The organism is Roseomonas chloroacetimidivorans (assembly GCF_049629625.1).
Taxonomy (GTDB): Bacteria; Pseudomonadota; Alphaproteobacteria; order Acetobacterales; family Acetobacteraceae; genus Roseomonas; species Roseomonas chloroacetimidivorans.
The window spans coordinates 1-12,985 of the sequence record NZ_JBNBZS010000116.1 but is presented as its reverse complement, the minus strand read 5'-3'; the positions used below and the strand labels follow the sequence as shown (position 1 = coordinate 12,985).

Annotated in this window: 12 protein-coding genes; 5 read left to right on the top strand and 7 right to left on the bottom strand. The window is 68.7% G+C overall.

Annotated elements, in window-relative coordinates:
• Positions 1-173 precede the first annotated feature (173 nt).
• Together ACO1BU_RS33140 and ACO1BU_RS33135 are read right to left on the bottom strand one after the other, a co-directional pair.
• Positions 174-1,142: a hydroxyacid dehydrogenase gene (locus ACO1BU_RS33140; protein ID WP_424140197.1), complete on the bottom strand. Its 969-nt coding sequence runs from the start codon at positions 1,140-1,142 to the stop codon at positions 174-176.
• Positions 1,143-1,158: 16 nt separating this feature from the next.
• Complete coding sequence (locus ACO1BU_RS33135) at positions 1,159-2,136, bottom strand: tripartite tricarboxylate transporter substrate binding protein (RefSeq protein WP_424140196.1); 978 nt, start codon at positions 2,134-2,136, stop codon at positions 1,159-1,161.
• Positions 2,137-2,294: 158 nt separating this feature from the next.
• On the opposite strand from ACO1BU_RS33135, the gene ACO1BU_RS33130 reads away from it, so the two are divergent.
• Entirely contained in the window at positions 2,295-3,047 is a 753-nt protein-coding gene (locus tag ACO1BU_RS33130; protein WP_424140195.1) for a TlyA family RNA methyltransferase, read from the top strand.
• A gap of 23 nt (positions 3,048-3,070) precedes the next feature.
• Here the strand turns inward: ACO1BU_RS33130 and ACO1BU_RS33125 are convergent, their stop codons facing one another.
• The 4 genes from ACO1BU_RS33125 to fabI form a co-directional block, all read right to left on the bottom strand.
• Entirely contained in the window at positions 3,071-3,223 is a 153-nt protein-coding gene (locus ACO1BU_RS33125) for a peptide chain release factor 1 (RefSeq protein WP_424140194.1), read from the bottom strand.
• 100 nt (positions 3,224-3,323) lie between these two features.
• The gene (locus ACO1BU_RS33120) at positions 3,324-4,550 is read right to left on the bottom strand and encodes a hypothetical protein (RefSeq protein WP_424140193.1); all 1,227 of its coding nucleotides are present in this window, start codon (positions 4,548-4,550) and stop codon (positions 3,324-3,326) included.
• A gap of 67 nt (positions 4,551-4,617) precedes the next feature.
• Positions 4,618-5,724, bottom strand: a complete 1,107-nt coding sequence (gene aroC, locus ACO1BU_RS33115) for a chorismate synthase (RefSeq protein ID WP_424140192.1) — start codon at positions 5,722-5,724, stop codon at positions 4,618-4,620.
• Complete coding sequence (gene fabI, locus ACO1BU_RS33110; protein ID WP_424140191.1) at positions 5,724-6,578, bottom strand: enoyl-ACP reductase FabI; 855 nt, start codon at positions 6,576-6,578, stop codon at positions 5,724-5,726. Before fabI ends, aroC begins: the two co-directional genes overlap by 1 nt.
• A gap of 84 nt (positions 6,579-6,662) precedes the next feature.
• Between fabI and pdxH the strand changes: the two genes are divergently transcribed.
• The 3 genes from pdxH (at position 6,663) to ACO1BU_RS33095 (ending at position 9,774) form a co-directional block, all read left to right on the top strand.
• Positions 6,663-7,292, top strand: a complete 630-nt coding sequence (pdxH, locus tag ACO1BU_RS33105) for a pyridoxamine 5'-phosphate oxidase (RefSeq protein WP_424140190.1) — start codon at positions 6,663-6,665, stop codon at positions 7,290-7,292.
• 36 nt (positions 7,293-7,328) lie between these two features.
• Positions 7,329-8,813 (top strand): bifunctional aminoglycoside phosphotransferase/ATP-binding protein, encoded by a 1,485-nt coding sequence (locus tag ACO1BU_RS33100; protein WP_424140189.1) that lies wholly within the window; start codon positions 7,329-7,331, stop codon positions 8,811-8,813.
• Positions 8,814-8,898: 85 nt separating this feature from the next.
• Positions 8,899-9,774 (top strand): universal stress protein, encoded by an 876-nt coding sequence (locus tag ACO1BU_RS33095; RefSeq protein ID WP_424140188.1) that lies wholly within the window; start codon positions 8,899-8,901, stop codon positions 9,772-9,774.
• Between the two features lie 62 nt (positions 9,775-9,836).
• Here the strand turns inward: ACO1BU_RS33095 and ACO1BU_RS33090 are convergent, their stop codons facing one another.
• Positions 9,837-11,663 (bottom strand): ABC-F family ATP-binding cassette domain-containing protein, encoded by a 1,827-nt coding sequence (locus ACO1BU_RS33090; RefSeq protein WP_424140187.1) that lies wholly within the window; start codon positions 11,661-11,663, stop codon positions 9,837-9,839.
• A 178-nt stretch (positions 11,664-11,841) separates the two neighbouring features.
• Here ACO1BU_RS33090 and ACO1BU_RS33085 point away from each other — a divergent pair.
• The coding region (locus tag ACO1BU_RS33085; protein ID WP_424140186.1) for a family 8 glycosyl hydrolase at positions 11,842-12,985 on the top strand (1,144 nt) is incomplete at its 3' end.

Genomic DNA, 12,985 nt, shown 5'->3' with positions numbered 1-12,985 from the left:
TATATCGACCACGATACACCCAAAAAGCAGTACGACCTCGCCGGCCTCAACGCACCCCAGATCGCACGCGCCGCACGCGACGCCCTCGGCCAGGACCAGGCCATCAGACCCGCCAGAGCTTAGGGGCGTAGTGAAACCACGAAGGGCCGGGGGAACATCCCCCGGCCCTTTTTCTATCGGCCCAGCAGTTCCCGGTTCACCACCGCATCCGGATCCGGCCGCCCCGCCAGGAAGTCGATCACGTTCCCCGCCGCATCCCAGGCCATGCGCTGGAGCCCTTCCGCTGTGCTCGCCGCGACATGCGGCGTGACCACAAGGTTTTCCTGCGCGAGAAGCGGCACCGGCTCGGTCATCGGCTCCACCCGCAGCACGTCCAGCCCGGCACCGCCGAGATGCCCGGAGCGCAGAGCGGCCTCCAGCGCCGCCTCATCCACCAGCGTGCCGCGCGCGGTGTTCACCAACACGGCGCCCGGCTTCATCGCAGCCAGGAAGAGCGCATCGACCATGCCGCGCGTGGCGTCGCTGGCCGGCAGGTGCAGCGTGACGATGTCAGCCGCCGCGAGGCCAGCATCGCGATCCTTCACCGCCTCATAGCCCGCGCCGCGGATGGTGCCAGCGGGCATGTAGGGGTCGTGCACCATCACCCTCATGCCGAAGGCCGCGCAGAGCTTGGCGACGCGGGTTCCGATGCGGCCAAAGCCCAGCACCAGCACGCGGCGCCCGCCCAGCTCGAAGGTGCGGGACTGGCCCTGCACGCGCCACACGCCCCGGCGCACGCCGGCATCCACCGGCAGCACCTGACGCGCGACCGCGAGCATGAGCATCAACGCATGCTCGGCGACCGAAGCCGCATTCGCCTCGGGCGTAATCATCACCAGCACGCCGCGCGCCGTCATCGCCGGCACATCCACCAGGTCGTAGCCGACGCCGTGGCGGCAGACCATGCGCAGCTTCGGCGCCATGGCCAGCAGGGCGGAATCGACCACCGTGCCGCGCACGATCAGTGCCTCGGCATCCCGCAGACGTGTCGCGAGATCGGGGCCGGCAGGGGCATCGGGATGGTCCAGCGTAATGCCGGGTGCCTCAAGCAGGCGCCGGATTCCGTCAGGATGGATTGGGTCGGCGACGACCACATGGTGCATTCTCGGGACTTTCCTCTCAGGGCTTGGTGGACCAGGGCGTGCGCTCGTACAGCACCCTCGCTGCGGTCTCCTCCGCACGCACCGAGTCCTTGTAGGCTGCTCCGAGCAACGGCCGCAGCGGCAGGTTGAGGCGTTCCGCCTCCGCGAGGAACTCCGCATCGGACAAGATCGCGCTGAAGGCACTGATGAGTCGTGTCGTGATCTCGCCAGACAGGCCGGGCGGGGCGACGAAGCCGCGGGCGGAGCCGCCCAGCACGTCGAGCCCCTGTTCCCGGATCGTCGGCACATCCGCCATGGCGGACCAACGCGTGGTCGAGGCCTGGCCGAGGCAGCGGGTGCGCCCCTCCCGGAACAGCGTCAGCCCCTCACTGACATTGTAGGAGGCAACGTCGAGCTGGCCGCCCAGCAGGTCGCGGATCGCGATCGCCGTACCGTTATAGGGCGCATGCAGCGCCTTCACCCCCGCGGCTGCCTCGAAGGCGAGCAGCAACAGGTGGTCGTCGGAGGAAGTGCCGGCGGCGGTGCCGACCGAGACCGCCTCCTCCCGCTTCGCCGCGGCCGCCCGGAAATCGGCGATGTTCCGGAAGGGCGAGTCCGCCCGAACCCAGAAGGCGCCAGGATCGTCCACGACATTGGCGAGATAGGTGAACTCCTCGGTCCTCCAGCGCACCGGTCGCTCCAGTGCCTTGGTGATGAAGCCAAGAGTCGCGACGGCGCCAAGGGTGTACCCATCGGAGCGGGCGGTGAAGATCGCCTCATTGCCGATCTGCCCACCCGCACCGACGCGATTCGTGACCACGAAATTCGCACCGGGCAACTGCGCGGGCAGGTACTTCGTCAGCAGCCGCGCCATCACGTCGATGCCGCCAGCCGGCGGGTAGGGAACGATAATCTCGATGGGGCGTCCCGCCGGCCAGGGAGTCTGCGCGAGGGATGGGCGGGACAGGGCGGCGCTGGCCAGGATGGCGCCGGCTGCGGCGCGTCGGGTGATCATGGGCGTTTCTCCATGCGGCCGGGAGGGTGACCTGCTTTGCTGCCTTGTCTCTACCCTCATCGCGTCATGAGCAAGCTCGGCACACCCGGGATAGACTCATGCATCGGCCATTGGCGCGAGGGCTGCTATCCTGTGCCCCGCATTCCCGGAGGACAGACTTGCCCCAGACCAAGCCGGCCAAGCAGCGCGCCGACGCCGCCCTGGTGGAACGCGGCCTGGCGGAGAGCCGCACCCGCGCGCAGGCGCTTATCCTTGCCGGCAAGGTGTTCAGCGGTGAGCGCCGGATCGACAAGCCGGGTCAGGAGTTGCGGGAGGGCGACGCGCTGGAGGTGCGCGGGCAGGACCATCCCTGGGTTAGCCGCGGCGGGCTGAAGCTGGATCATGGATTGCAGGCCTTCGGGCTGGATCCGAAGGGACGGGTCTGCATCGATGTCGGCGCCTCCACCGGCGGCTTCACCCATGTGCTGCTGCATCACGGCGCCGCGCGGGTCTATGCGGTGGATGTCGGCCATGGCCAGCTGGCCTGGAGCCTGAGGAACGACCCGCGGGTGGTGGTGATGGAGCGGATGAACGCCCGCTATCTGGAGGCCGCGCAGATTCCGGAACCGGTCGGGGCCGTGGTCTGCGATGCGTCCTTCATCGGCCTGGCGACGGTACTGCCAGCCGCCCTGGGCCTGACTGCGCCGGGCGCCTTCGCGGTGGCGTTGATCAAGCCGCAATTCGAGGCAGGGCCGGGCATGGTCGGGAAGGGCGGTGTCGTGCGCGACCCGAATGTCCACCGCGCCGTCTGCGCGAAAGTCAGGAGCTGGTGGTCGGCGCTGCCGGGATGGGAGGTGATCGGGATCACCGAAAGCCCGATCACGGGGCCAGAGGGAAACAAGGAGTTCCTGATCGGCGCCCGCCGCGTCTGATGATCGCGCGGCGGGCGGCGGCGTCAGCCCGCTGCCGGGCTCGGCGCCTTAGTCGTCGTAGCGGAGGAGAGACGGCCGGCCAGGGCCCAGACACGCGCCGGATCCATGCGGACATCCGGGTCGTTCAGAAGCCGATCAAGTTCAGCTTGTGCCTTCTCCACCTCGGTTTCGGTCATACGCTATCCCTCGTCTCGCAGTGCAGCATGGGCTGAACGGCGCCTCGAAGCGAGGGTTTCCGTGTTGAAGAAGCGGAAATGTGTTCGTCGGCTGCCGGGTTCAGCCCAGCGAGGCAAGGGCCGGAAGCAGGGCCGCATCATGCGGAGAGCTACGGCCGGGATTACGGAAGCGCAGCTCGCCGTCGGCCGCCGCGTCCGGTGAGGCCATCCCGAACATCTCCATGCGCGAGGCGCAGGAGACCGCGGAGACATGGCGTGCCGCATCGGTCGTGAGCAGGCGCCGGGCCGCGCCCTCCAGCTCCATGCGATCCCGCAGCCCGCGCCATTCCTGCCGGCCGAGGTCGTCGAGGAAAATGGCGAGAATGCCGGGTCGCTGGCCGCTGAGCCGGGGGGCCGCCGCCACCATGCGGCGACATACGGCCTGGGCGATGTCGCTGGCCTGTCCGGCGCGCGCCGCCAGTACCAGCACGTTGCCGTTGCCCTGGGCGACCGCCAGATGCGCCTCCGGCCCAAAGAGCGCGCGCAATACGGTGGCGGGCGCGGCGGTCTGCGAGCCGGCAAGCAGGAGCGGATCGAGCTTCAGGACGGCATCCGTGCCCGCGTCCTGGCGTTTGCGCTCCCGCAGCATCGCGACGATCCGGCGTTGCAGCTCCGCCACGTCCAGCGCGTCCTGCTTCAGCCCGTCCGGCAGGCTCATCTTGAGGACATAGCGGCCCGGATGAGCAGCAAGCCAGGTCTGGAGGTCAGGATTGATCCCGTCCACCAGGGCGCACCAGTCTCCGCGCGGCATATGGCGGCCTTCCTCGGCCGAGACGGTCTCGCAGACGACCTCCGCCTCGGCACCCAGGCGGGAGATCAGAAGATCATGTGGCGTGCCATCTGCCAGGCCGGTGAAGCGGACCTCGAAACCGCGTGCACGGTGCAGGGCAGCGACGCGGAGCAGGTGGAACAGGGGAATGAGATTGGCCTCCCCCGTCAGCCCGGCGAGAAGCTGGGCCCGCAGTCGCTGCCGTGGCGCTGTGGGCAGCTCGTTGGCGAGCCGCACGGCCTCGCGTGCATAAGAGAGGATCTGGCGCTCCGCTGGGCTGGCCCCTTCCAGGGCCCTGGAGCAGGAGAGGCGATGGAGCGTCAATTCCAGCGCGTGCCGCTCCTGCGCCGCCCGGCCGGTGAAGGAGCGGACGGCGGCACGCCGGCCGATATCCTCGAGCCGTGCCGCCCAACGCTTCGCGCCTGCCAAGCCAAAGAAGCCGGGGAGGAGCTTCGGGTCCACCGAGGGATCCGTCTGATGACCCGCTGCGCTCCGGGCGCCGGCGTCTTGGATCGGCATGGCAAAAGCACCTCGCTGGTGCCATCCGAATAACCGAGCGCAACACTCGGATAAAGAACGCGGCGCTTCAGTTTCTCGGGAGGCGGGTAGAAAGAGGCGCATCCGGCACCTGGGCGCGGTGACGCATCAGGGCGTCCGCCAGCACACAGGCCATCATTGCCTCCCCCACCGGTACGGCACGGATGCCGACGCAGGGATCGTGGCGGCCCTTGGTGATCAGCTCCCGGTCCTGGCCGTGCCGGTCCACCGTTCGGCGGGGCACGAGGATCGAGGAGGTAGGCTTCACCGCGAAGCGTGCGACAACCGGCTGGCCGGTGGAGATGCCGCCCAGGATGCCCCCCGCGTGATTGGCCAGGAAATCAACCTTGTTATCCTGGCCCATTCGCATTTCGTCGGCATTCTCCTCGCCGGTCATGGCCGCGGCTGCGAAGCCCTCGCCGATTTCCACGCCCTTGACGGCATTGATCGACATGAGGGCCGCTGCGATCTCGGCATCGAGCTTGCCATAGATCGGGGCGCCGAGGCCGGGCGGAATGCCCTCCGCCACGACCTCGATCACGGCACCGACACTGGATCCGGCCTTGCGCAGGGTAAGGAGCCTCTCCTCCCAACGGGCTGCGGCGGCGCGGTCCGGGCAGAAGAAGTCGTTCTCCTCCGCTGCCTGCCAGTCCCAGTTGGCGCGGTCCACCGCATCGCCACCCATGGCAACCAGGGCGCCGCGGATGGTCACGCCCGAGCCCAGCACCTTGCGCGCGACCGCCCCGGCAGCCACCCGCATCGCCGTCTCCCGGGCAGAGGAGCGCCCGCCGCCGCGATAGTCCCGCACGCCGTATTTCAGGTGGTAGGCGAGGTCGGCATGGCCGGGCCTGAAGCTTTCCGCGATCTCGCCATAATCGCGGGATCGCTGGTCCTTATTCTCTATAATCAGAGAGATCGGCGTGCCGGTTGTCAGCCCCTCGAAGGTGCCGGAGAGGATGCGGACCTCATCCGGTTCCTGTCGCTGCGTGACGAATTTCGACTGGCCGGGACGGCGGCGGTCCAGCCAGGGCTGGATGTCCGCTTCCGTCAGCGAAAGCCCCGGCGGGCAGCCATCCACTACCCCGCCGATAGCCGGGCCGTGGCTTTCGCCCCAGGTGGTGACACGGAAGAGATGGCCGAAGGTATTGTGGGACATCAGCCCTTCTCGATGGTGATGTCCGGAGCCTCGGGGTGCTTCATGCCGACGATGTGGTAGCCGCAATCCACGTGGTGAACCTCGCCCGTCACGCCGCCCGAGAGCGGGGAGAGGAAGTAGAGGCCTGCGCCGCCCACCTCCTCCAGCCCGACATTGCGGCGCATGGGCGAGTTGTACTGGTTCCACTTGAGGATGTAGCGGAAGTCACCGATCCCGCTGGCCGCGAGCGTCTTGATCGGCCCGGCCGAGATGGCGTTCACGCGGATGCCCGAATCGCCCAGATCGGCAGCCATGTAGCGCACGCTGGCTTCCAGCGCCGCCTTTGCCACGCCCATCACGTTGTAATGGGGCGTCCAGCGCTCCGCGCCGAGATAGCTGAGGGTCAGGAGCGAGCCACCCGGCTTCATCATCGCGGCGGCCCTGCGGGAGACCGAGACGAAAGAGAAGCAGGAAATGTCCAGCGCCTGGAGGAAGGCAGCCTTGGGCGTATCCAGGTAGCGGCCGCGCAGATACTGCTTGTCCGCGAAGCCGATGGCGTGGACCAGGAAGTCGATCCCGTCCCAACGCTCCTGCACCTTGGCAAAGGCGGCGTCGATCGCGTCCTCGTCCGAGACGTCGCAGGGGACCAGCAGATCGGAGCCGATGCTGGCCGCCAGCGGGCGCACCCGCTTCTCCAGGGCTTCGCCCTGATAGGTGAAGGCCAGTTCTGCGCCCTGGGCGGCCGCGGCCTGGGCGATGGCCCAGGCAATGGAGCGGTCATTGGCGACGCCCATCACGATGCCGCGGCGGCCTTTCATCAGATCCCCCCTGGCAGGAAGGAGGGCGGCATCAGCCACGACTTTGGCGTCTTCCATGGATTCCTCCAGGCGGGCGGGGATTGGTTGCGATGGGCGGGGAGGGGTGGCACACCGGCTTCGACGTAACAAGGGGCCGAACGCATGAGCCTGACCACTGAGGTCCCCGCCGGCGAGGCCTATGCCGCCGGCATTCCCGACGCGGCCGAACCCTATGGCCTGTTCGATGCCTGGTTCGCTGAGGCCACGGCCCGGGAGCCCAATGATCCCAACGCCATGTGCCTGGCGACGAGCACACCCGATGGCTGGCCCTCGGCCCGAATGGTGCTGCTGAAGGGCCGGGATGACCGCGGCTTCGTCTTCTACACCAATGAGGAGAGCCGGAAGGGTGGGGAACTGCTGTCCAACCCCCGCGCGGCGCTGCTCTTCCATTGGAAGTCCCTGCGCCGGCAGGTTCGGGTCGAGGGTCTGGTCGAGCGGGTGACCACGGCGGAATCCGACGCCTATTTCGCCTCCCGCTCGCGCGGGTCGCGCATCGCCTCGGCGGCCTCCGACCAGTCCCGCCCGCTGCCCTCCCGCGCTGCCTTCGAGGAGCGCGTGAAGGCGCTGGAGTCGGTCTATCCTGACGAAGTGCCCCGCCCGCCCCACTGGGGTGGCTTCCGCGTCCTGCCCGCCCGGATCGAGTTCTGGCAGGATATGCCCTTCCGCATGCATGACCGGCTGGTTTTCACACGAACCGGGGAAGGCTGGAGGACCGGGCGCCTCTATCCCTGAAGATGGGCCCTGAAGGTGGGCCCTGAAGGTGGGACGGTGACGATTCCGGCGGAGCAGGCAGGGGCGGCCGCACTTCTCGCACGGCTCACCGGCGGGGCGTCGCCCGTGGAGACGCATATTTCCGCCGTCTTCATCGGACCCGACCGGGTCCTGAAGATGAAGAAGGCGGTCGGTCTCGGCTTTCTGGATTTCACGACCCCGGAGGCTCGCCGGCGCTACGTGGTGCGCGAGCTGGAGCTGAACGCGCCGGCGGCGCCCGGCCTCTACCGCAGTGTCCATGGCGTTCCTGCCGCGGCGGACCGGCTGGTAGCCGCCGATGATCCAGCCGCGGTGGAATGGGTCCTGGAAATGGCCCCGGTGCCGCCAGAAGACGTTCTGGACTCGGTGGCCGAGCGAGGTGGTCTGGACGAGGCCATGCAGGACGCGCTGGGCGACACGGCCGTGGCCCTGCGCGCGACCTATCCCCCCGCTGCGACCGGACCCGACCCAGTGGCGCGCTTCGACGCCGTGCTGCGGAGCAATGCGCGCGCAGCATGCGCCGCCGGGCTGGACCCGCGGCGCGTTCTGGCCTGGCGCCGCGCCAGCGGGCGATGGCTGCGCCGCTTGGCACCCGTGCTGCGCGCGCGAGCGGTCGAGGGGCGCATCCGCCGGTGTCACGGCGACCTGCATCTCGGGAACCTGCTGCTCTGGAAGGGCCAGCCGACGCCGTTCGACGCCTTGGAATTCGACGAAGAGCTGGCGACGATCGACACGGGCTACGACCTCGCTTTCCTCATCGCAGACCTGCTGCGGCGCTGCGGGCGCGCGGCGGCGTGCAGGGTGCTGAACAGGGCAATCGCGGTGGGCGGCGATGCGGCGCTCGTCGCCGGGCTGCCACTCTGGCTTTCTTCCCGCGCTCTGATCCGCGCACATTGCCTGGGGCGGATAAGCGGACAGGACGAAGGTGCGCGGGCTTTCCTCGCGGAAGCCGATGCCTATCTGCGTCCGCCGCCGCCAAGGCTGATCGCGGTGGGTGGGCTGCCTGGCACGGGAAAGACGCGGCTTGGCCGCGCGCTGGCGCCGCACTTCGGCGCCGCACCCGGCGCGCTGCATCTGCGAAGCGATGAAATCCGGAAGCGCCTGGCCGGCGTGCCGCCCGAAAGGACGCTGCCACCCGAATCCTATACCGGGGCATCGAGCGACGCGGTGCATGCCGCGCTCTTCAGCGATGCGGAAGCAGCGCTGCGCGGTGGCCATGCGGTGCTGGCCGACGCCGCCTTCCTCGATCCCGCCCGCCGCGCCGCCATCGAGGCCGTTGCACAACAGGCCGGTGTTCCTTTTATCGGACTCTGGCTGGAGGCGCCCATGAATGTCTTGCGTGCGCGCGTCGCCGGCCGGTCGGGAGACGCCTCGGACGCGACCGTCGCGGTGCTGGAAAGCGCGGCGCGGCGGGACGCCGGTGAGATAAGCTGGCGCCGTGTCGATGCGACGGGTGACCCCCTGGCGGAGGCGCTTGCGGCTGCCCAATTCGAAACGTGGTAAACCCAGGTTACCCGGCCGGATTCGGCCGGGGGCGGTGGTGGCGCATGATGCGCCTTCCACCGGACCACGACGGAGACCGACGCACATGGCCTACCGCCGCATCCTCCTGCCCCTGACCGGCACAGCCGCGGGCGAGGCCGCGCTACAGACTGCCGTGATGATCGCCCGCATTTGGCATTCGCATGTGCACTGCCTCCATGTGCGCGTGGATGCGCGCGACGTGGCGCCACTGGCCGGCGAGGGCCTGTCGGGCGCCATGATCGAGGAGATGATGGCCGCGACCGAGCGCGAGTCGGGCGATCGCGCCAGCCGCGTGCAGGCCCTGTTCGAGCGCTTCGTCGATGGCAAGGACGTGGTCCTGGCCAGCTCCGCCGAGGCGGCCGAGAAGGCGGATGCCGCCACCCTTTCCTTCGCTTCCGTCGCGGGGCGGGAGGAGGATCTGGTGGCGCAGCAGTCACGCCTCTACGACATGGCCGTGGTGCCGCATCCGGACTCCAAGGAGGACGTGTCCTCCTCCGACGCGCTGCACGCCATCCTGTTCGACAGCGGGCGTCCGGTGCTGATCGCGCCCCGCCTGCCGCCCACCACCATCGGCACCCGCGTCTGCTGTGCCTGGAACGGCACGGCGGAGAGCGCGGCCGCCATTGCCGCCGCGCTGCCCTGGCTGCACCGGGCCGAGGCAGTCCGCGTCCTGTACAGCAAGGACTACCAGCGGCGCGGGCCGGATGTGTCGGGCATCCTCGCCTATTTGCGCTGGCACAACATCACGGCGGAGCCGGTGGAGTTCCAGCCGATCACGCGGGAGGTGGGTGCCGGGCTGCTCGGCGCCGCGCGCGACTTCGGAGCGGACCTGCTCTGCATGGGCGCCTACAGCCATTCCCGCATCCGTCAGCTCATCCTGGGCGGCGTCACGCGCCACGTGCTGGAGAATGCCGAAATGCCCGTGATGATGTGCCGGTGACGACTCGCAACTGATACCCTTCGGGGCGGCTCGCCAGATGGTGTGCGACCGCCCCTGGGAGGTCAGCGTGCGGGGGCGGCTTCGGCCTCCTCGCGCCGCATTTCCAGTTCCAGCCAGCGCTCCTCGGCCTTCGCCAGCGCATCCTGGCGCTGCGCGAGCAGCTCCGTCGCCTTGGCGAAGCGCGCAGGGTCGCGCGTATAGAGCTGCGGATCGGCCAGGATCTCGTTCAGCTTCGTGATCTCGGCCGAGAGCTTTTCCATCTCTCCGGGCAGCGTCTTGAGCGCCTGCATCTCCGCCATGGTCAGGCGCGGGCGCCCCGCCGGTGCGGCGGACGCCTCGCCGTTGCGCTTCGCGGCGGAAGCTGCCGTCGCTGCCTGCGCCTCGGCCCGCGCGCGCACGCCATGCCCGCGCTGCGCGACCATGTCGGAATAGCCGCCCGCATATTCCTGCCAGCGCCCGTCGCCCTCGTAAGCGATGACGCTCGTGGCGACCCGGTCGAGGAAGTCGCGGTCATGGCTGACCACGAGCACCGTGCCCTGGTACTCCGCGATCATCTCCTGCAGCAGATCAAGCGTCTCCAGGTCCAGGTCGTTGGTCGGCTCGTCCAATACCAGGAGGTTGCTTGGCCGCGCCATGGCGCGCGCCAGCATCACCCGCGCCCGCTCCCCGCCCGAAAGCACGCCGAGCGGCGTGCGTGCCTGCTCCGGCAGGAAAAGGAAGTCCTTCATGTAGCCGATGACGTGCCGCGGCGTGCCGCCGACATGCACCATGTCGCCACGTCCCTCTGTCAGTGCGTCCGACAGGGTCATCGAACTGTCCAGGCTGGCACGGCGTTGGTCGAGCGTGACCATCTCGATTCCCGTGCCCAGCCGCACCTCGCCGGAATCCGGCGCCAGAACACCCGTCAGCATGTTCAGCAGCGTCGTCTTGCCCGCGCCATTGGGGCCGACGATGCCCACCCGGTCGCCGCGCAGAATCCGCACCGAGACGTCCCGCACGACGGCGCGGCCGTCATAGGATTTTGAGACTCCCTCGGCAGCGACCACCAGGCTGCCTGATCCGTCCGCCTCGGTGGCGGCCAGCCTCACGCCGCCCTGCGGGCCGCGGCGCTGCCGGTGCTTTTCCCGCAATGTCTGCAATTCGCCGACGCGTCGCATGTTGCGCTTGCGCCGGGCCGTGACGCCGTAGCGCAGCCAGTGCTCCTCGCGCACGATCTCGCGGGCCAACTTGTGCGCGTCGCGCTCCTCCTCTTCCAGCACCTGGTCGCGCCAGGCCTCGAACTGGCTGAAACCCTGTTCCAGCCGCCGGGTGGCGCCACGGTCCAGCCAGACCATGGCGCGGGAAAGGGACTCCAGAAAGCGCCGGTCGTGGCTGATGAGCACAAGGGCGGCGCGCATCGAGGACAACTCGGATTCCAGCCACTCGATCGCTGGCAGGTCGAGATGGTTAGTCGGTTCGTCCAGCAGCAGGATGTCGGGGGAGGGGGCGAGGACCGAAGCGAGCGCCGCGCGCCGCGCCTCGCCGCCCGACAGGCGGGCGGGCTCCTCTTCCCCGGTCAGGCCAAGCTGCTCCAGCAGGTAGCGGGCCCGGTAGGGATCGTCCCCCGGCCCGAGCGCCGCCTCCACATAGGAGAGAGTATTGGGATAGCCGGAGAGATCGGGCTCCTGCGGGAGGTAGCGGAGCGTGGCGCCGGGCTGGACGAAGCGCGATCCACCATCGGGGGTGATCAGCCCCGCCGCAATCTTGAGCAGGGTGGATTTGCCCGAGCCGTTTCGCCCGACCAGGGCCAATCTCTCCCCGGGGCCGACGGAAAGGGTGGCGTCACGCAGCAGCGGCGTGGTGCCGAAGCCCTGGCGGACGCCTTGAAGGAGAAGGAGAGGGGGTGCCATGGGCGCCGATATGGCATCCCGCCGGCCCGTTGACACGGGGCTGCTTCCGCTTGCAACAAACGCGAAAGTAGTTGCTCTGCTGTAGATATAATCGTTATGGTTGTGTCGGATACCGAGTTGGCCCAGGGCGGAGCGTCCTTTTATCGGATTCCAGCTTGTCGGACTGCAGGTCGCCGGAATGCCGCTTCATCTTTCACGTCGATCAACGCTGGGGCTGCTGGCCGGCGCTACTGGCATGATGCTGCGCGGCGGCACGGCTGTCGCGGCGCAGGGCCGGCGGGAATGGTCGGCCTTCAAGGCCCGCTTCCTGCTTCCGGAAGGACGCGTGGTCGATACCGGCAACGGCAATCAATCCCATTCGGAGGGGCAGGGCTGGGGCCTGATCCTGGCTGAGCACCACGATGACCGTGCAGCTTTCGATCAGATTCTGGCCTGGACGCGGCGTAATCTGCGGCGGGACACGGATGCGCTGCATGCCTGGCGCTGGCAGCCGGACCGTCGGCCAGCGGTGCAGGACAGCAACAATGCGACCGATGGTGACCTCTTTATTGCTTCCGCCCTGTGCCGCGGTGGCCGTCGTTGGTCTGATCCGGCCCTGGCCGAGGAAGGCACGGCCATCGCGCAGGACGTGCTCCGGCTGCTGGTTCGTCGCTGTGACCGCAGCTTGGTGCTTCTGCCCGGCGCCCGTGGCTTCGAGCACCGCACTCATGTGGTCCTGAACCCCTCCTATTACTGCTTTCCCGCGATCTCTACCCTGGCCGAGGCGATGCCGGATCCCGCTTGGCTCCGCGTTGCGGCGGACGGGCTGCGTCTCCTCCGTGCGGCCCGTTTCGGACGCTGGGGACTCCCGCCGGACTGGCTTGCCGTCCGGCGGCAGGACGGCCAGGTCTCGCCTGCGGAAGGATGGCCAGCCCGCTTCTCCTACGACGCCGTCCGCGTGCCGCTCTGGCTTGCCTGGGCTGGCCTAGCGGACGAGGCTGCGGCTGCCGCGCCGCTGGCATTCTGGTCCGATGCATCGCTCCGGCAGATGCCGGCCTGGGCGGATCTTTCGACAGATGAAATCGCGCCTTACGCTGCTGGGCCAGGCGTGACAGAGATCGGCCGGTTGGTTGCGCGAGAACGTAAAACACCTTGGCCCCGGCAAGGTGAACAGGTCACACAGGTGCGTGACTATTATGATACATCTCTGGGCTTGCTAAGGCCCGTTGACATTCAGGATTCCCATGGTGGTCTGGGTGTGATTCAAGCTCCGCTTTGGCGGAGTGGCGGCAGGGATGGATCGGGATCGGTTTGTGGTGAGCGATGCGGTCTGGGAGAAGGTC